General features: G+C 64.8%; 16 protein-coding genes. 6 read left to right on the forward strand and 10 right to left on the reverse strand.

The genetic code is table 11. The features are described 5' to 3' along the window. Nucleotides 1-160 precede the first annotated feature (160 nt). The 5 genes from V474_RS04950 to V474_RS04970 are packed head-to-tail and all read left to right on the forward strand — an operon-like array spanning nt 161 to nt 5,858. Entirely contained in the window at nt 161-1,390 is a 1,230-nt protein-coding gene (locus V474_RS04950; protein ID WP_236710680.1) for a CaiB/BaiF CoA transferase family protein, read from the forward strand. 45 nt (nt 1,391-1,435) lie between these two features. Continuing rightward, entirely contained in the window at nt 1,436-1,726 is a 291-nt protein-coding gene (locus V474_RS04955) for a hypothetical protein (protein ID WP_059150368.1), read from the forward strand. Between the two features lie 19 nt (nt 1,727-1,745). Then, nucleotides 1,746-3,245, forward strand: a complete 1,500-nt coding sequence (locus V474_RS04960) for a class I adenylate-forming enzyme family protein (protein WP_059150369.1) — start codon at nt 1,746-1,748, stop codon at nt 3,243-3,245. Continuing rightward, nucleotides 3,229-4,437, forward strand: a complete 1,209-nt coding sequence (locus V474_RS04965; protein WP_059150370.1) for a CoA transferase — start codon at nt 3,229-3,231, stop codon at nt 4,435-4,437. Before V474_RS04960 ends, V474_RS04965 begins: the two co-directional genes overlap by 17 nt. Next, nucleotides 4,431-5,858 (forward strand): amidohydrolase family protein, encoded by a 1,428-nt coding sequence (locus V474_RS04970; protein WP_059150371.1) that lies wholly within the window; start codon nt 4,431-4,433, stop codon nt 5,856-5,858. The genes V474_RS04965 and V474_RS04970 overlap by 7 nt, the downstream gene beginning before the upstream one ends. Here V474_RS04970 and V474_RS04975 read toward each other — a convergent pair. Next, nucleotides 5,793-6,857, reverse strand: coding sequence for an enoyl-CoA hydratase/isomerase family protein (locus V474_RS04975; RefSeq protein WP_236710683.1), 1,065 nt, complete (start codon nt 6,855-6,857; stop codon nt 5,793-5,795). The genes V474_RS04970 and V474_RS04975 overlap by 66 nt on opposite strands. A gap of 208 nt (nt 6,858-7,065) precedes the next feature. Here V474_RS04975 and V474_RS04980 point away from each other — a divergent pair, with 208 nt between their 5' ends. Then, nucleotides 7,066-7,881, forward strand: coding sequence for a helix-turn-helix domain-containing protein (locus V474_RS04980; protein WP_059150373.1), 816 nt, complete (start codon nt 7,066-7,068; stop codon nt 7,879-7,881). Between the two features lie 94 nt (nt 7,882-7,975). On the opposite strand, the gene V474_RS04985 is transcribed toward V474_RS04980, so the two are convergent. From V474_RS04985 to cysN, 9 genes are all read right to left on the reverse strand, one after another. Next, nucleotides 7,976-8,722 carry a TetR/AcrR family transcriptional regulator gene (locus V474_RS04985; RefSeq protein WP_059150787.1) on the reverse strand — a complete coding sequence of 249 codons (747 nt, stop codon included), beginning with the start codon at nt 8,720-8,722 and terminating at the stop codon, nt 7,976-7,978. A gap of 33 nt (nt 8,723-8,755) precedes the next feature. Further along, nucleotides 8,756-10,237, reverse strand: a complete 1,482-nt coding sequence (locus V474_RS04990) for an aldehyde dehydrogenase family protein (protein ID WP_059150374.1) — start codon at nt 10,235-10,237, stop codon at nt 8,756-8,758. Between the two features lie 82 nt (nt 10,238-10,319). Continuing rightward, nucleotides 10,320-11,057: an SDR family oxidoreductase gene (locus V474_RS04995; protein ID WP_059150375.1), complete on the reverse strand. Its 738-nt coding sequence runs from the start codon at nt 11,055-11,057 to the stop codon at nt 10,320-10,322. Between the two features lie 128 nt (nt 11,058-11,185). Further along, complete coding sequence (locus V474_RS05000; RefSeq protein ID WP_059150376.1) at nt 11,186-11,632, reverse strand: MarR family winged helix-turn-helix transcriptional regulator; 447 nt, start codon at nt 11,630-11,632, stop codon at nt 11,186-11,188. Nucleotides 11,633-11,829: 197 nt separating this feature from the next. Next, nucleotides 11,830-13,542: a class I adenylate-forming enzyme family protein gene (locus tag V474_RS05005; RefSeq protein ID WP_059150377.1), complete on the reverse strand. Its 1,713-nt coding sequence runs from the start codon at nt 13,540-13,542 to the stop codon at nt 11,830-11,832. A 61-nt stretch (nt 13,543-13,603) separates the two neighbouring features. Continuing rightward, nucleotides 13,604-14,587 carry an acrylyl-CoA reductase (NADPH) gene (gene acuI / locus V474_RS05010; protein WP_059150378.1) on the reverse strand — a complete coding sequence of 328 codons (984 nt, stop codon included), beginning with the start codon at nt 14,585-14,587 and terminating at the stop codon, nt 13,604-13,606. 189 nt (nt 14,588-14,776) lie between these two features. Beyond that, nucleotides 14,777-15,439, reverse strand: a complete 663-nt coding sequence (locus V474_RS05015; RefSeq protein ID WP_059150379.1) for a TetR/AcrR family transcriptional regulator — start codon at nt 15,437-15,439, stop codon at nt 14,777-14,779. 117 nt (nt 15,440-15,556) lie between these two features. Continuing rightward, the gene (locus V474_RS05020; RefSeq protein ID WP_059150380.1) at nt 15,557-16,294 is read right to left on the reverse strand and encodes a 3'(2'),5'-bisphosphate nucleotidase CysQ; all 738 of its coding nucleotides are present in this window, start codon (nt 16,292-16,294) and stop codon (nt 15,557-15,559) included. Next, on the reverse strand, nt 16,294-18,216 hold the full coding sequence (gene cysN, locus V474_RS05025) for a sulfate adenylyltransferase subunit CysN (protein WP_059150381.1): 1,923 nt from the start codon (nt 18,214-18,216) through the stop codon (nt 16,294-16,296). The genes V474_RS05020 and cysN overlap by 1 nt, the downstream gene beginning before the upstream one ends. Between the last annotated feature and the right edge of the window lie 97 nt (nt 18,217-18,313).

Below are 18,313 nucleotides of genomic sequence, written 5' to 3' on the forward strand. Positions count from 1 at the left end.
GGGCCATTAACGCGCCGCGTGAAGCCCTTGATCGTCCCTACGATGGGGCCCCCGGTTGATCCTTTCCGGCTTTGCGCGCACATCGAACGGACGGCGGGACACAGCCCGAGAGCTGGCCGCAAACGCGAAATCATAAGATAACGACAGGGATTGGCGGCAGATGTCGACAAAGGTCATGGAGGGCGTGCGCGTCCTTGAAGTTGCACAGTTCACCTTCACCCCCGCTGCCGGCGGCGTGTTGGCCGACTGGGGCGCCGACGTCATCAAGATCGAGCATCCCGTGCGCGGCGATACCCAGCGCGGGTTCCTCAACATGGGCGGCGTCACGCTCGATCCGCTGCGCCACACTCTGTTCGAGCACCCTAATCGCGGCAAGCGCAGCGTCGGCATCGACCTTTCCACGCCCGAGGGCCAGGAAGTCCTCTACGAACTGGCCAAGCAGTGCGACGTATTCCTCACCAACTACCTCCCGCAGGTTCGCCAGAAGAACAAGTTCGACATCGAGCACATCCGCGCCGCCAACCCGAACATCATCTATGCGCGCGGATCGGCGCTGGGGAACAAGGGCCCTGAGCGCGAGGTCGGCGGCTTCGACGGCACTTGCTTCTGGGCGCGCAGCGGCATTGCCTATTCGATGACGCCAGGGGAACTGGACGCACCGCTGTCTCAGGGCATCCCGGCATTCGGCGATTCCATCGGCGGCATGTTCATCGCCGGCGGCATTTCAGCCGCGCTCTATCACCGCGAAAAGACCGGCGAGGCCACCGAACTAGACGTCTCGCTGCTCAGCACGGCCGCCTGGGCGTCGGGCGCGCTGATCGCACAAGTCGCCGAAACCGGCATCCTCACGCGCAATCCGATGCCGGGATCGGGCGGCGCCGCGCGCAACCCGTTCATGGGTAACTACCAGACCAGCGACAACGGCACGATCAACCTGTGCACGATCTCGCCCACCGGCCATATCCGCAGCCTCTTCGAACATCTTGGCGTACCGGAAGCTGCCGAAGACGCCCGCTTTTCCGAACCGCGCGCGCTGTTTGAAAACGCAGGCGCGGCCAGCGATGTATTGGTCAAGGCCTTCGCGCAGCACCCGTTCGCCTACTGGCGCCGGCACCTCAAGACGTTCTCTGGCCAGTGGGCGCCGGTCCAGAGCTTTCAAGACCTGCTCACCGACGAACAGGCCATCGCCAACGACATGATCCTCGAAGTCGAGGGAGCAGACGGCGGCGCACCGCTCAAGCTGGTGCGCGGCCCGGTGCAGTGGAACGGCGAAGCGGTGGAGACCTCCCGTTCACCACAAGCCTCCGAGCACACCGAGCTCGTCCTTATGGAAATGGGCATCGGGTGGGACCAGATCGAGGCCTGGAAGGCCAAGGGCGCGATCGCCTGAACAAGTCGCAAGACCATCGAACATTGCAAGCACGAGGAACCTGAAATGAAGCCCGGAACCCGCCTGAAAAGCGCCGCGTGTGATACCGAAGTCATGGTGATCCGCAGCGCCGACGGTCAGATCGAATGCGGCGGCTCACCGATGGGGGAGGCCAGGCCCACCGAGCCCGCTCCCCTCGCCGCAGACTTCTCCGCCGGCACGCTGATGGGCAAGCGCTACATAGACAGCGAGGGCAAGTACGAACTGCTTTGTGTGAAGCCTGGCAAGGGCTCGCTGAGCGTCGAAGGCGCCGCGCTGGTCGTCAAGGACGCCAAGCCCCTGCCGGCCTCCGACTGACTTTCGAAAAAGACACCCGATGAACATCGCCCTCCTTCTTGAAATGGCCGCCGAGGCCGCGCCGGACCGGATCGCCCTCGTCTGCGAAGGCAAGCGCTGGACTTACGGCGACCTCCTTGCCGCCGCGCGCGGTGCGTTCGAGCTGATCCAGGACAGCGGAGCCGAATATGTCGCCCTGCTCGACGAAAGTAGCGAGGCGGCGGTGATCGCGGTGTTCGGCGCGGCGCTGGCCGGCGTGCCCTATTGCCCGCTCAACTACCGCCTGCCCGATGCCGATCTTGCCGCGCTGCTGGGCCGTATCGCGCCCGCGCTGGTCATCGGTGACGAGGAGCGCGTGCTGCGGATCGCCGGCGGACAGAACCATACGGTCTTTCCGCGCGATGAGTTCACGCTGAAGGTGCAGGAAACCGTGCCCGGCAACGACACGCGCCAATACGATCCCGGCGAAGGCGTGGCGATCCAGCTGTTCACCAGCGGCACCACCGCCGCGCCAAAGGCCGCGATCCTGCGCCACGCGAACCTCATCGGCTACATCCTGGGCACAGTGGAATTCGCCAGCGCCGACGAAGCCGACGCAGCCCTGGTGGTCGTGCCGCCGTACCACATCGCCGGCATCTCGGCGCTGCTGTCGTCGATCTACGCCCAGCGCAAGATCGTGATGCTGCCCAGTTTCTCGCCCGAAGGCTGGCTCTCACTGGTAGCGCACGAGGCGGTCACCAATGCCTTCGTAGTGCCTACCATGCTGGCGCGGATCGTCGATGCCATGGAAAAGGGCGCTACTGCGCAGACCGCCAGCCTGCGCGCTATCGCCTATGGCGGCGGGAAGATGCCGCTTGAGGTGATCCACAAGGCGCTGGAACGGTTCCCCAGCGCAGGCTTCACCAATGCTTACGGCCTCACAGAAACCAGTTCGACCGTTGCCCTGCTGGGGCCCGAGGATCACCGCGAAGCGGTTGCTTCCGAAGACCCGAAGGTGCGTGCCCGGCTCACCTCGCTGGGTAAGCCGATCCCCACCGTCGAGATGGAAATCCGCGGCGAGAACGGCGAAGTCCTCCCCGTTGGCGAACCCGGCGAGATCTACGTGCGCGGCGATCAGGTTTCGGGCGAATACAAGGAAAAGAGCGCGCTCGACGCCCAGGGCTGGTTCCCCACCCGCGACGCCGGGTTCATGGACCAGGATGGCTATCTGTTCCTTTCCGGCCGCGCCGACGATGTGATCGTGCGCGGGGGCGAGAACATGTCACCCGGCGAAATCGAGGACGTGCTTCTCACCCACCCGGCCGTAGCCGATGCCTGCGCCTGCGCGATCCCCTCAGTCGAATGGGGCGAGACGGTGGGCGTCGCCATAGTCACCCGCCAAGGCCACATTGCCCCGAACGAAGGAGAATTGAAGGAGCTGGTCCGCTCGCGCCTGCGCTCCTCGCGCGTGCCGGAGAAGGTCGCCTTCGTCAGCGAACTGCCCTACAACGAAATGGGCAAATTGCTGCGCCGCAAAGTAAAGGATGTTCTTGCCGACTGACCCTGCCTCGCCCGGTCCCGCGATCCCGCTGGCGCGCTGGGCCGACAGGCAGATCAAGGCGATGGCCGACGCGCACGCCAGCCCTGCGCTTGCCGCGCTCGACGGCGCAACCTTGATGGGCGAGCGGGGCGCTAATTACCGCATCAGCGGCAGCATCTCCCCCGGATTGGGCGGCAGCCACCTGATGCCCACACGGGACGGCGGCTGGTTCGCCCTCACCCTGATCCGCGAGATCGACCGCGAACTGCTGCCTGCCCTCTTCGGGAGTGCCGACATCGACGTGCACGACTGGAACGCGATTGCCGCAGCCGTGCTGCGACATGACTGCAACGACCTTGTTGCCAGGGGCCGCGCCCTCGGCCTGCCGGTGGCCTCGGCAGACGAGGCGCCGGTTTCGTCTCCGATCGAAGTCATGCATCGCGGGGAGCAGCGGGAAAGGCCAGCCGGGCACCGCCCACTGGTGATTGACATGTCCGCCATCTGGGCCGGACCGCTTGCCGGGCACCTGCTCTGGCAAGCCGGCATGGAGGTGGTGAAAGTCGAGAGCCGCAGCCGCCCCGATCTCATCCGCCGCGACGATCCGGCGACGTTCGCCCGCATCAACCAGGGCAAGGCCAGCCTGCTCGTCGACTTCGCCAGCGAAAGCGAAAAAGCCGCCCTGGTTGCCCTGATCCGCCGGGCGGACGTGGTTATCGAATCCTCCCGCCCCCGCGCCCTGCGCCATCTAGGGATAGATGCCGAAGCGCTGGTTCGCGAAGTCCCTGGCCTGGTCTGGCTCTCGGTCACGGGCCACGGTGCCAGCGGAGAGGCCGCTAACTGGGTCGGCATCGGCAACGACTGCGGCGTCGCCGGAGGGCTTTCCCGCGCCATGGCCGATGTATCGGGCGAAATAGGCTACGTCGGCGACGCCATCGCCGACCCCCTGACCGGCATCACCGCTGCGCACGAAGGTCTTGCCGCTTACCGCAGAGGGTTTGCCCAGCGCATCGGCCTGTCGATGAGCGCCATCACCGCCCTGGCCCTGGCCCAGGAACGTGACCACGACCGCACAGCCATCGACGCAGAACTGGGCGCGTGGGGCGCCGCGACGGGGTGCCCCTTCCCCCTTGTCCGGCCCCGCATGTTGCAAGCCCCGGTACGTCCGCTTGGCGCGGACACCGTGCGCTATCTCGACGCATTCGCACAATGCTGATCCGCAACGCTGAAATCTTTGGCCGCACACTCTGCGACTTGCGCATCGAAGGCGCCCTCATCGCGGAGATCGGCAACCTGCCTGTTCGTCCACACGAGCTGGTGATCGAGGCCCGCGGCGCAGCCCTGTTGCCGGGCCTGCACGACCACCATATCCACCTCGCCGCCCTCGCCGCGCAGCGCGGTTCAGTGCAATGCGGCCCGCCACAAGTCACCGACGCCGCTGCGCTGTTTAGCGCGCTGCAAGTGCCTGGAACGGGATGGCTGCGCGCCACCGGCTTTCACGAAAGCGTGCTGGGCGGAGACCTGCCAGAAGCGGCCGTGCTTGACCGGATGGTGGCGGATCGTCCTCTCCGATTGCAGCATCGCACCGGGCGTATGTGGCTGCTGAATTCGCGCGCGCTGGACGAACTGTTGGCCATTGCCGCGCCGCCGCCTGGCCTGGAACGCGGCGATAGCGGTTTCACAGGACGCCTGTTCGACGAGGATGTCTGGCTGCAGCGCGCGCTCGCAAGCCTTCCCCCCGACTTCGGCGAAGCCAGCGCCGAACTCGCCCGTTTCGGGGTGACTGGCCTGACCGACATGTCACCGCGCAACGATCCCGTGATCGCCGGCCATTTTGCGCAGCAGAGGGCGGAACGCAGGCTGCTCCAATCCACCGTTCTGGCCGGTGGCCTTACCCTCGCCGAAGCGGAGCAAGACAGCTGGCGCCTCGGCCCTCTCAAGCTGCACCTGCACGAAGCCGCGCTCCCCGATTTCGACGAAGCGATCGGCTTCATCCGCGCCGGCCATGCGCAGGGACGCGCCCTTGCCGTCCATTGCGTGACCGAAGTGGAACTGGTTTTCACCCTAGCCCTGCTCGAAGTCGCCGGCTCTATGCCGGGGGACCGTATCGAGCACGTATCCGTTGCCGCGCCGGAACTGGTGGAGCGCATGGCCGCTCTGGGCCTTTATGCCTGCGTCCAACCGCATTTCATCGCCGAGCGCGGCGATCGCTACCTTGCCGACGTCGAACCCCGGCACCATCGCGACCTCTATCGCCTGCGATCCCTTCGCAAAGCTGGCATCGTCATGGCAGGCGGTAGTGACGCACCCTACGGCAGCGCCGATCCATGGCAGGCCATGGCAGCAGCCATCAGCCGCTGCACACCAAGCGGCACCTGCATCGGTCCCGATGAAGCCCTGACGCCGGAAGAAACCCTGGCGCTTTATATCGCCGATCCGCAGGACCTTTCGCGCGCGCGCCGCATCGCTCCCGGGGAGCCTGCGGACTTGTGCCTGCTGGGACTGCCATGGTCCGATGCGAGAAGCCGGCTCTCCAGCGCCGACGTAACCGCAACGATCTGCGCCGGGCACCTAGTCCACCAGCGCGTCGACCAATCCCCAGTCGAGCGCCTGGCGAGCGCCGATACGGCGCCCTGAAAGCACCATCAGCGCAGTACGCTGACGCCCGATCCGGCGGGTCAGGGACACACATCCTCCCGCTCCCGGCAGGATTCCCATGGCCAGTTCCGGCAACTGGAACCACGACCGCCGCGTCGCAGTGATCCGGCTGGCGAAAGCCGCCAATTCCAGCCCCGCGCCGATGGCGGCGCCGTCGATCTCCACCGCAAACCGGTCTGCGCAGAGCACCGCTTCGCGCGCAGGCAAAGTCCGCGCGCGGATCATGTGCGCGGCGGCCGGATCGGTTGTCGTGCCGAATTCGCCGAGTTCCGCGCCAAGGCTGAATGCCTTGCCCCGCGCTCTCAGGGTGATGCGGGTGATGCTGCGGTCCATGTTCACCAATGCGAACGCTTCGTGCAGATCGTCACGCATGGACCGGTCGATGGCATTGCCCGTGTCTGGCCGGGCGAGAGTGGCAACCACTTCGTTCCCTTGGCGCATGAGTGAAACGCCGCCGCGAATCAGATCGCCCTCAGGTATTTTGCGTCGTGCGATCCAATCCCTGTGCGCCGTGCTGCCCTGCAGCGTGGCATAGGCCAGAGACTCCGCCGTAAGCCCATCTTCGGCAGAAAGTGAAGGCAGCAGCCGCAGCAGCTGCACAAGCGTTGCGGCCGCCAGAGGCTGCGATATCACAGCCTTAGCCAAGGCGTCTGCTTGGGAACCGGATTCGACAAAGGTATCCAACTTGATCGCAAGAGGGTGGTCCGCCGCGCCTATTCCAATCAGCGGACAAGGCGGCAACCGGATATCTGCTGCTTCATGCCGCGTAGCTGCCAGATCGACGAAAGCAACCGGCCCGGGCCACGAATGTCCGCCGTACTCAAGCTCTGCCGCCGATGCCGTAAATTCCTTAAAATCCATGACTTTCCCGCATACGTCCATCGATTTCATTCGTTCTCGCAGAGGAATGGACCTACCCCGCGACGTTGGCCAGCCCCAAACGTGCAGACACACCTCACCACAGCGCAAGCGATCCAAGTGATCGCCCGATTTGACACCTAACCAAGCCCTCCCAACTTGTCCCATTCGTATACATACAAGATGCGCTTGATGAACATCAGTGTTGATGCTAACCCAAGTGAGCAAAAAACGAGAACGACTCGTTTATCTGAGCAATCGACTCAGGGATCGAGGCCAATCTCGCCGAAGGCGAGTTCATCAACCAAGCAGAGGGAGGAGAGACCTCATGTCTGGAAAGACGTCATCATCATCGAACAAGGCAAAAATTGCTCGTCGCGTGATCGAAGTGCTGGAATATTTCGACGACGCGCATCGGGAGGCTACCGTCATGGACATCGTCCGGCGTTATAACCGACCGCAGTCGAGCACGTCCGAACTGCTTTCGAGCCTTGTGGAACTGGGACTCCTTCACAAGGATGCCTACTCGCGCGTCTACAGCCTGACGCCCCGCGCCGCGCTGATCGGCACCTCCGGCCAGCCCGAACTGGTTCGCGACGGACGCATCGTGCGCCTGATGGACCGCCTGGTCGCGCAGACCGGCCTTTCGGTCGCGCTGCATTCCATGGTCGGGCTGGACGCGCAGATCGTCAATTGGCGCCACGGCCCACGCGCCATGGCCGCCACCCGCGAACTGGCGGGCGGCATCAAGGAACCCTTGGCCCGCAGCGCTGCCGGCCTGCTGATGCTGTCGACCATCCCCCGCCAGCGCTGCGAAGGCATGGTCCGCCGCCTCAATGCCGAAGCCGACGAGCAGTGCAAGTTCGCCTTCTCCGAGATGATGGCCCGTATCGACGCCTGCCGGGATTCGCGCCACATATTCGCCGCTGCCGGGTTCGGCACCGGCGCCGATGCGCTCAGCGGCCTTGTCCCGCGCCAGCCCGATGGGCACCCGCTGGTGATCAGCGTCATCTACGGCAAGGACGACAAGGTCACCCCCGAAGCCCTGTTCCAGTGCCTGAGCGACGCCATGCGCGCCTGCCTGCCGGACCCGGGTTCGCACTATGCCGAGTCGACGGTCGAGCAGTTCTCGCACGCGGCCTGAGCGCAGGGCCCAGACCCAAAGGGGAAAGGCCCCGCGAGATATCTCGCGGGGCCTTTCTTTTGCCGAAGTCCTTCAGCGGACAAGAATAAAGCCCCTAATCGGGCAGCACGTATGTATAATCCTTATCGCCGCCATCGCGGGCATCGCGGATCGCGAATTGCATGAGCCTTGCGCCCGGCACGAGGTAGCGGTCCTCGCTGATATCCGGGCCCATCTCGACCAGCTTGCGCAGTTCCTTGTCCGTGACCAGCGTAACCGAGCGCTCGATGCCGATCATCACCATCGTCGCCATGGAGGTGCTCGAATTGCTGACTAGGGCATCGAAATCCATCTGCGCCACAATCAGGCCGATGATTGGACGGCTGCTCTCGATCCGGTGGCGCATCATGCGCGCGTCGTGCTGGTCCGCCAGCGCGTTGCGCATGTGCAGCAGCCGTGAATGGCGCAGCCAGAAATTGTGGTAGCTGCGCACGAAGCGATAGCAGCACGCGAACAGCTCCTCGTCCGGCCAACGCTCTCGCAGGACCGAGAGATACTCATCCTGCGCCGTCTGCATCACTGGCTCCAGCACCGCCAGCAGGAGTTCAGTCATGTCGGTGAAGTAGGTGTAGAGCGAGGTCATGCCCAGCGATGCCTTGCCAGCCACGCGGGCAAGCGTGACCGGCTCCTCGGACATCTCGATCATTTCGATGGCGGCCACCAGAATACGCTCGCGCGTGATCCGCCCCTTGCGGCCCAGGCGCTGGCCGCTCAGATTGTGGCTGACCGCAGCGCAGGCCTGCCTCACCGCAGCCGACAGCAGCGGCGACAGGCCCGCGAGGTGGCTTGGTTGCGCAGCCACCTCGGGATCGTCATCATCCCCTTCCTGCAAGGGTCAAGCCGGCTCAGCCTGCCGCACAGGCCAGGCCAGCAGCTTCACGTCAGTATATTCCTCGATGCCCTCGACGCCCCATTCACGCCCCATGCCGCTGGCCTTGAAGCCGCCGAAGGGAATGTCGCCGGCTATGCACATGCCGTTATTGATGCTCATGGAGCCGGTCCTCACGCGGCGCGCAATGTTCATGGCACGCTCGTGGCTACCTGATACGCCGCCCGAGAGGCCGTAGGAGCTTTCGTTGGCGATGCGGATGGCATCCTCGTCGTCCTCATAGGGAATTACCACAAGGACTGGCCCGAAGATTTCCTCCTGGGCAATGCGCATGTCGTTGGTCACATCGACGAAGCAGGTCGGCTCGACGAAGTAGCCGCCGCCCTTGTCGGGCCGGATCTTGCCGCCCGCGAGCAGCGTGGCCCCTTCTTCCTGGCCAAGGTCGATGTAGCTTTTCACCCGCTCCATCTGCCGTTTCGACACTACCGGACCCATGACGTGGGCAGGATTGTCCACATCGCCCCAGTTGTCGCCGAACTTGCCGTAGGCGCCGCCGAGGATGGCCTTGGCTTCCTCGTAACGGCTCTTGGGCACGAGCAGGCGCGACTGAACCGCGCAGCCCTGCCCGGCATGGAACACGAGCATCGACATGCCTATATCCATCGCGAAGTTCGGGGCATCGTCGAGAACGATCTTGGCCGACTTGCCGCCCAGTTCCAGGAACACCCGCTTCAGGGTCGCTGCGCCCTGCTCCATGATCCGCTTGCCCACGCCGGTGGAGCCGGTGAACGAGATCAGGTCGACGCGCGGGTCGGTCACCAGCATTTCGCCGGCCAGGGCCGGGTCGGCACCGAAAATCACGTTCATCACGCCGTCCGGGAAGCCCGCTTCTTTCGCCAGTTCACCGAATACCGCGCCCATGCCGGGAGTGTCCGGCGCAGGTTTCAGGATGACGGTGCAGCCCGCCAGCAGCGCCGCCACCACCTTGCCGATATTGACGTAGAGCGGCACGTTCCAAGGCGTTATCGCCCCGACGACGCCGACGGATTCGCGCAGGCCCAACCGCTTGTGGACCATCCCGAAGGCCGGCCGCTCGCCGTAATCGACTTCCCAGTCGATGCGGTCGAAGACGGTGATGTAATCGTCCCAGCCGTCCAGCGCCATGTCGACATGGGCGCGGGTCACCGCGCCCTGCGCCGCCCCGGCTTCGTGGATGGCAAGCTGGCCCAGCTTTACGCGATCGCGTTCGAACAGTTCGCGGTACTTCTTCACCAGCGCCACGCGCTTTTCGACGTTGGTCGACCAGTCGGTTTCGTCAAAGGCCCGGCGTGCGGCGGCGATAGCCTCGTTCACGTCATCGGCGGTGGCGTCCGCGGCCTTGCCGACCGGCTCGCCGGTCCACGGGCTGATGACGTCGAAAGTCGCACCATTGCCGGCATCGCGCAGCTTGCCGTCGATGTAGAGCCTGGCATCGGGAAGAGTGGTCATGAGATGATCCTTGGCGAGAAATCTATGAATTAAAGGTCACGAGCGCGCCGGGTCGGCCCCGCGGCTTCGTTGGACGGTGCGCTCAGGCCTTGCGGGCGCCGACAGAGACGTGGGAGACCCGCACGTCCGGCGGCAGGTCGATCACCGCGCGAAACACGCCGGTCACCGAAGCCGAATGCGAAACCGGCCGCACCCGCATGTCGAGGCCGTTCTTCGCGCAGCCCATGTGGAAACGCATGGCGGCGTCGCGGTCCCAGTTCGGCCTGTCCTTGCCCTCGTCGTGCATGGGCCCGGCGCGCACCAGCGTTACGCGAATGCCGCTTTCTTCAAGCTCGGCTTCAAGCTGCTGGCTGAACTGCTCCAGTCCCGCCTTGCTGCACTGGTAGAGCGCGAGCATTACGAAGGGCACCGCGATGGATTCGCTGCCCACGTTGATGATATGGCCGCCCTTCTCCATCATCGGGATGGCTGAGCGGCAGCAGTAGATCGGCCCCTTGAGATTGATGGCGATGATGCTGTCGATCTGCCGATCCGTGGCTTCGGCGATCGTGAACGGCTCATAGATGCCAGCGTTGTTGACGAGTACGTCGATCTTCGGGTGCTTCCGGGCGATGGCCGCGAAAGCCGCGCGAACGGAATCAGGGCTGGCGACATCGCATTCGACAGCCATGGCGCCACCCCCGATAGCATCGGCCACCGACTGCACCTTCGACAGCGTGCGCCCCAGCAGGATCACCGTCTCGCCCTCGCTCACGAAGCGGTGTGCCAGTGCTTTGCCGAGACCCGCTCCCGCACCGGTGATGACGATCGTTTTGCCCACGGTTCCTCCCACTCCATTGGCCGCCCGCTAGATGCGGATCAGCTGCTTGCATTCACCATAGCGGCTCGCCAATCGAGCGCCTATCGCGGCGACGATGGATCAAAGCGCCCGCGCCCCGGCGATACCGTTCAGCCGGCCAGCGGATCGTTGCCCGCAGGCTTGCCGGTGAGGTTGCCGAGGATCGTTTCCAGAGTGGCGAGAAGCTGCGCCTTTTCAGCCTCGCTGACACCCGCCATCGCCGAATCGGACGTTTCCATGGCAAGCGGCTGGAGGCGCTCCATCATCTCGCTGCCGCGGTCGGTGAGGTGAAGGTTCCAGGCACGGCGGTCGGCCGGATCGGCGCGGCGCTCCACCATGCCGGCTTCCTGCATGCGGTCGATCATGCGCCCGGCGGTGATCGGTTCCACTTCAAGAATTTCGGCAAGGCCTGCCTGCCTGATGCCTTCGTGGCGGCGCAGCACGATGAGCACCTGCCACTGCGGCCGGGTAACACCGATCTCTCTCGCACGCTCGTCGAATGCGCGTCTCATGAGCCGCGCGACTTGTGCCAGGACCGTGCCAACCCTGCGTTCCATTATCTCAGGGCTAGTGAGCCTGCTTAGCTTTGGCCAGAGGTTTTGTGTGCGGCAATCACGCAGGACCTTCGGCGTCCATGTGAGCCGCGTCAGGGTTAGCCCGGCGATCTTCCAGCCTTACCGGTCCTTGCTGTCCTGCAGGCGGCTATAGCCGGCCTTCAGGTTGGAGATGGCGAGCCAATCGGCAAAGTCGGGCGTCATCGCGAAGCCACGGCGGCGAGGCGCTCAGCTGCCAGCTTGCGCAAGTCGGCGGTCTTGATCTTGGCGCTCCCGGTGGTCTTGAGATCGCTTTCCGCCACGAACAGGACCCGGCGCGGCAGCTTGTAGCTGGCGAGCTTGTCCCTGGCGAACTCGCGGATCGCCTCCGGGCTGAGGCTGGCGCCGTCGACCGGGACGATGCAGGTGACCACCATTTCGCCCAGCAGTTCGTCAGGCACGCCCACGGTCTGCGAAACCTTGACTTCGGGGTGGGCGCGGATGACCTCGTCGATCTCCAGCGGCGACACATTGGCGCCGCCGGTCTTGATGATGTCGTTGAGGCGCCCTTCCCAGAACAGTCGGCCCTCGGCATCGACATAGCCGCCGTCAGCGGTGCGCAGGAAGCCCTCGCCGTCCAGCGACTGGTCGAGCGCAATGCCCAGGTAGCCCAGCATCAGCGTGGGCCCTTTGACCGCTATCTCGCCGCGTTCACCCAGCGGCACGGTGGCGCCGGTGATCGGGTCGATGATCTTGATCGTAGCGCCTGCCGTAGGAATGCCGTGCGAGGTGCCTGCGACTTCGGGCGCGGTGCCCGTCGGGAACACCGTGATCAGCGTGAACGTCTCGGTATTGCCGTAGGCCTGGCCCGGCTCGCGCCATGTAGTGGACACCGTGGGCTGGCGCGCGATCGGCATCTTGGCGTCGACGTAGACGAGCGATGACAGATCGACATCGCGGAAATTCGGCGCGGCTTCAAGCTGCGGCCACTGGTGCGGCCAGGCCAACGCCATGTTGGCGCGCTCCGCCGCCATGATGTCCAGCGCTTCGGCAGCATCGAACCAGCGTTGCAGCACCAGACACCCTCCGCGCGAAAGCGTGCCGCCCAGCCCCGAAGCGAAGTTGCCCGACCAGAAGAACCCGTTGGCCGACCATGTCCGCGCCGGAACAGCGTCGTCGATCGCGTACCACTGCGGCCAGCGCCATAGTTGAAGACAGACGCCGCGATGCGCGCTGAGGATGCCCTTGGCCTTGCCGGTGGAGCCTGACGAGAACAACAGGATGCCGGGATCGGAGGGCGCGACCGCGTCGCTAGCCGCCAGAACCAGTTCCTCCGACACGCTTTCTCCGCGTGCAACGAAAGCGCCCAGCCCCTCGATCATGCCGAGCGGCTCCTCGTGGTCAATCATCGCCGCGTAGCGCAGGAACGGGAAGTTCAGTGAGGCCAGCTCGCCCGGAGCGCTGGAGAGCACCGCAGGCTCAAGCCCCGCGAGCATCTCTGCAAAGTCCTTCCGCAGCACATGACGTTCCAGCAGCAGCACCGACACCCCCGAAGCCTTGAGCACGACCTCCAGTTCGGACGGCGTGAAGAACGTGCTGATCGGCGTCGCCACGCAGCCCGCAAGCGCCGCGCCGAAGGCGGCGGAAAGGAACTCCAGGCGATTGGTCATCAGCACGCCAACACGAGTGCCCTTCCCCGTACCGACCGCGAGCAGCGACTTCGCCACCGCAATGGAGCGGGCGTAAAGCTCGTCGTAAGTCCAGCGCTGGACCTCGCCGTCGATGTGGATCACCGCCGCCTCGCTGGGGCCGAAACGCTGCGCTATCTCGCGCAGGTAGCCGCCCAGCGTCAGCGCGCCGATGCCCTGCTCGTCCGCCAGGGGAATGCCGTGAACGATGGACAGGCCGTCCACCACCTCTACCGAACCCGTCATGCCATCCTCGTCTTTTTTGTCAGTAAAGGTGCGGGCGGACGCCAAGGTCCGCCCGTGCCGGTCAGGCGTTCACATCGACGATGTAGCGGCCCTTGACCTCGCCCGACATGAACCTGGCGGCGGCTTCCACCGCTTCGCCAAGACCGATGGTCTGGCCGATGGTATCAAGCGCGGCAGGGTCGAGATCCCTGGCCAGCCGGTCCCACGCCTTGAGGCGCCTGGCCTTCGGCGCCATCACGCTGTCTATGCCCAGCAGCGCCACGCCGCGCAGGATGAAGGGCATGACCGTGGCGGGAAGATCGAAGCCCTGCGCCAGCCCGCAAGCCGCCACGGCGCCGCCATAACGGGTCTGCGCGCAGGCGTTGGCGAGGGTATAGCTGCCGGCGGTGTCGACCACGCCTGCCCAGCGCTCCTTCTGCAGCGGCTTGCCCTTGGCGGATAGCTCGGCGCGGTCGATCACCGTCTCGGCGCCAAGCGCCTTGAGGTAGTCCGCCTCGGCGGCCTTGCCGGTCAGCGCGGCGACGGAATAGCCCAGCTTCTTGAGGATCGCGATCGCAACCGAACCGACGCCGCCGGTAGCGCCCGTCACCAGCACTTCGCCCTGATCCGGCGTCACGCCCCAGTCGACCAGCGCGTCGACGCACAGCGCGGCGGTGTAACCAGCCGTACCGATCGCCATCGCCTGCGCGGGCGTGAAGGCTGCGGGCAGCGGCACCAGCCAGTCACCCTTGAGCCGGGCCTTTTGCGCAAGCCCGCCCCAGTGCCCCTCACCCACACCCCAGCCGTTGAGGACAACGCTGTCGCCGGCCTTCCAGTCGGCGTGGCTGCTGTCGGTGACGGTGCCGACGAGGTCGATGCCGGGCACCATCGGGAACTTGCGCACGACAGGCGAGGCGCCGGTGATGGCAAGGCCGTCCTTGAAGTTCAGGGTCGAGAAGGCGACGTCGATGGTGACATCGCCTTCCGGCAGCGCGCTTTCGTCAAGCTGCTGGACGGTGACGGTCTGGCCGTCGTCGTTCTTGTCGATCACGATTGCGGAAAACATGGGTAATTCCCTCCCGGACAGGCACCGTGAACCTCATCGCGAGGGACGCGCGCCGAATACTTGCCCGTCTTGCTGAAGGGATCGTGCCTCCTGCGTCAATGCCGCCGCGGCGCAGCATCGCCGAGGCGAAGTAGTGCACTGATAAGCCGCCCAGGCGGGCACGCGTTCCGCCGTCGATCGGGATCGACGTCAGTCCTTGGCGAAATCCTTGCTCAACCGCTCGGCCACGTCCGGAAAAGCCTTCGCGCTCATCGTGCCATACATCGACAGGCGCAGGATCTCGTGAGTGTAGCGCCGGGTCAGTTCGCTGCGCTCGCCCTCGTCCGCCGCATGGGCGCGTGCGAAAACCGGCCAGAAGAACACACCCGCCAGGTTGATGACGGACATGACCTCGGCGTCGATGCCAGGCACGGCAAGGCTCGTCGAGGCGAAGCGGCGCAGTGAGCCGCAATATTCGCGCCAGAAGGCATCCTGCGAAGGATCGGGCGAGGCCAGGACCTGCTGCAGCCAGACGCGGCCGATCTCCGGGTTCTCCATCGCAAATTCGCTGAGGCGGTCGGTCAGGGCGGAAACGTCGACTTCCTCGACGCGGCGCTCGCCCAGCGTAGCCGGATCGCCGAAGACGGCGCGGAACATCTTGTCCGAAACCCACTCGATAGTGGCCTCGATCAGCTTCTCGCGGGTTTCGAAGTGCTGGTAGGCGGTGCCCCGGTTGACCGATGCGAGATGCGCTACGGCTGAAAGGCTGACCCCTTCCAGACCGTCCTTGGCAAGCAGGTTGCAGGCCGCATCGAGGATCGTCTCGCGCGTCGCGGCGGGGTCTCTCACCCTGCGCCTGGTTCTGGCTTCCATGCTTTCGCCCCTTAATCGGAAAGGGGCCGGCTATACATACGGTATCACTGATCGACAATGTTGCTGGTCAATTGCCACTGGCCGGGATCGCCTCCACGCTCCCGGCCCATGCCGCGTTCACAGGAACGCCTGAACCTCATGGAGGACCATTTCAGCATGTTCCTTCCGGCAGATCAGCAAGTCCGGCATGTAAACGTCCTCGCGATTGTAGACCAGCGGCGAACCGTCGATGCGCGAAACATGGAGGCCCCAGCCGAGCGCCACGGCCGCCGGTGCGCAGCTGTCCCACTCGTACTGCCCGCCCGAATGAAGGTAGATATCCGCCTCTCCGCGCAGGATCGCCATGGCCTTGGCTCCGGCCGAACCCATCGGCACCAGCTCGGCACCGATCGCTTCGGCAACGCCGGTCGCTTCGCGCGCGGGACGGGTGCGGCTGACTACCATTCGCAGGCGTTCGGGCGCGGCCGGCATTTTGCCTGGCTGGTCCGAGCGCAGCACCTGACCATGCCCCGGCAGCGCCACCGCGCCGAGCACCGGCACGCCGTCCACCGCCATGCCGACATGAACCGCCCAGTCGGAACGCTCTTCGCCATATTCGCGGGTACCGTCGACGGGATCGACGATCCACACCCGGCTTTTGGCGAGACGCTCGGCGCTGTCCTTCTCCTCCTCGGAGAGCAGACCATCGTCCGGGCGCTGCTCACGCAGGGCAAGGCAGAGGAACTGGTTCGCCGTCTGATCCCCGGCCTTGCCCAGCGCCTTGCCCCCGAACAGACCCGAGGCGCGGACCGAGAGAAGGATCTTGCCCGCCTCGTCGGCCAGCTTCGCCGCAAGATCGCCGTCAGTGTAGGGCATCAGGCGTCTCCCAGCAGGGTGTCGACGATCAGGTTCGCGGCCTCTTCCGGAGACAGGACCGTGGTGTCGATGCGCACTTCGGGATTGCGCGGCGCCTCGTAAGGGCTGTCGATGCCGGTGAAGTTCTTCAGTTCTCCCGAACGCGCCTTCTTGTAGAGGCCCTTGACGTCACGCGCCTCGGCCACCTTCAGCGGGGTGTCGATGAACACCTCGATGAACTCACCCTCGGGCAGCATCGAACGCACCATTTCACGGTCCGCCTGGAACGGCGAGATGAAGGCGGTGATGACGATGAGGCCGCCATCAGTCATCAACTTGGCCACTTCGCCCACGCGGCGGATGTTCTCGATGCGGTCGGCCTCGGTGAAACCCAGATCCTTGTTCAGGCCGTGGCGCACGTTGTCACCGTCGAGCAGGAAGGTGTGCCGGTTCATGCGGTGCAGCTTCTTCTCGACCATGTTGGCGATGGTCGACTTGCCCGAACCCGAAAGCCCGGTGAACCACAGCACCGCAGGCTTCTGGTTCTTGAGCGCCGAATGCTGCTTGCGGTCGATGTCGATCGCCTGCCAGTGCACGTTCTGCGAACGGCGCAGCGAGAAATTGATCATGCCCGCTGCAACCGTGGCATTGGTCATCTTATCGATCAGGATGAAGCCGCCAAGCGTGCGGTTTTCGCCGTAAGGCTCGAACACCACCTGCTTGTCGGTCGTCAGCTCGGCGACGCCGATGGCATTGAGTTCGAGCGTCTTGGCCGCCATGCGTTCCATGGTGTTTACGTTGACCGTGTACTTGGGCTCGGCGACCGTGGCCGAAACCATCTGCGTACCCAGCTTGAGCCAATACGCGCGGCCCGCAATCATCGCCTCGTCGGCCATCCAAACGAAAGTCGCCTCGAACTGGTCGGCAGTCTGCGGCGGATTGTCCGCGACAGAGATAACAGACCCGCGCGAGCAGTCGATCTCGTCCTCGAAGCAGACTGTGACAGACTGGCCGGCAACCGCTTCCTCAAGATCGCCGTCATACGTGACGACGCGGGTGATCGTGCTGGTCTTGCCCGAGGGCAGGACTCGAATCTTGTCGCCCGTCTTGACGGCGCCTGTGGCGATCAGCCCTGAGAAACCGCGGAAGTCGAGGTTAGGACGGTTCACCCACTGCACCGGCAAGCGGAACGGCTTGTCGGCATCGACCGAGGAGAGAACCTCCACCGTTTCAAGATGCTCGACCAGCGTGGTGCCCTTGTACCACGGGGTATTTTCCGAGAGCGTGGTGATGTTGTCGCCCTTGAAGCCGGAGATCGGCATCGCGGTGAAGCTCTCGATCCCGATCGAGGCGGCGAACTCGGTGTAGTCCTTGACGATCGCGTCGAAGACGGCCTCGTCATAGTCGACCAGATCCATCTTGTTGACCGCCAGAACGATGTTCCTGATACCGATCAGGTGGCACAGGTAAGAGTGTCGGCGCGTTTGCACCAGCACGCCCTTGCGCGCATCGATCAGGATCACCGCAAGGTCGGCGGTGGAAGCGCCGGTCACCATGTTGCGGGTATACTGTTCGTGTCCGGGGCAGTCGGCTACAATGAACTTGCGCTTCTCGGTGTTGAAGAAACGGTAGGCCACATCGATGGTGATGCCCTGCTCGCGTTCGGCGGCGAGGCCATCGACGAGAAGCGCGAAGTCGATCTCCTGGCCCTGCGTGCCGACCTTCCTGGAATCGGCGGAGAGCGCGTCGAGCTGGTCCTCGAAGATCATCTTCGAATCGTAGAGCATCCGACCGATCAGCGTGGACTTGCCATCATCGACGCTGCCGCAGGTGATGAAGCGCAGCATCGTCTTGTGCTCGTGGCTGACGAGATAGGCGTCGATGTCCTCGGCGATGAGGGCGTCGGTGACGTAGACGGCGTCTTTGGTTTCGATGTCAGACATGCAATTCTCTCCGCTCGCCCTGAGCTTGTCGAAGGGCATTGGCGCTACGCTCGGGGGCTTTGACAAGCTCAGCCTGAGCGGAAACGGGAACGGGGCT

Origin of the sequence: Novosphingobium barchaimii LL02, assembly GCF_001046635.1 — a bacterium.
Lineage (GTDB): Bacteria > Pseudomonadota > Alphaproteobacteria > Sphingomonadales > Sphingomonadaceae > Novosphingobium > Novosphingobium barchaimii.

Bases quoted from the DNA above. Each gene is read 5' to 3' on its own strand.
- V474_RS04950 (WP_236710680.1), top strand. From the start codon at position 161: ATGTCGACAAAGGTCATGGAGGGCGTGCGCGTCCTTGAAGTTGCACAG.
- V474_RS04955 (WP_059150368.1), top strand. From the start codon at position 1,436: ATGAAGCCCGGAACCCGCCTGAAAAGCGCCGCGTGTGATACCGAAGTC.
- V474_RS04960 (WP_059150369.1), top strand. From the start codon at position 1,746: ATGAACATCGCCCTCCTTCTTGAAATGGCCGCCGAGGCCGCGCCGGAC.
- V474_RS04965 (WP_059150370.1), top strand. From the start codon at position 3,229: ATGTTCTTGCCGACTGACCCTGCCTCGCCCGGTCCCGCGATCCCGCTG.
- V474_RS04970 (WP_059150371.1), top strand. From the start codon at position 4,431: ATGCTGATCCGCAACGCTGAAATCTTTGGCCGCACACTCTGCGACTTG.
- V474_RS04980 (WP_059150373.1), top strand. From the start codon at position 7,066: ATGTCTGGAAAGACGTCATCATCATCGAACAAGGCAAAAATTGCTCGT.
- V474_RS04990 (WP_059150374.1), bottom strand. From the start codon at position 10,237: ATGACCACTCTTCCCGATGCCAGGCTCTACATCGACGGCAAGCTGCGC.
- V474_RS05000 (WP_059150376.1), bottom strand. From the start codon at position 11,632: ATGGAACGCAGGGTTGGCACGGTCCTGGCACAAGTCGCGCGGCTCATG.
- V474_RS05005 (WP_059150377.1), bottom strand. From the start codon at position 13,542: ATGACGGGTTCGGTAGAGGTGGTGGACGGCCTGTCCATCGTTCACGGC.
- acuI (WP_059150378.1), bottom strand. From the start codon at position 14,587: ATGTTTTCCGCAATCGTGATCGACAAGAACGACGACGGCCAGACCGTC.
- V474_RS05015 (WP_059150379.1), bottom strand. From the start codon at position 15,439: ATGGAAGCCAGAACCAGGCGCAGGGTGAGAGACCCCGCCGCGACGCGC.
- V474_RS05020 (WP_059150380.1), bottom strand. From the start codon at position 16,294: ATGCCCTACACTGACGGCGATCTTGCGGCGAAGCTGGCCGACGAGGCG.
- cysN (WP_059150381.1), bottom strand. From the start codon at position 18,216: ATGTCTGACATCGAAACCAAAGACGCCGTCTACGTCACCGACGCCCTC.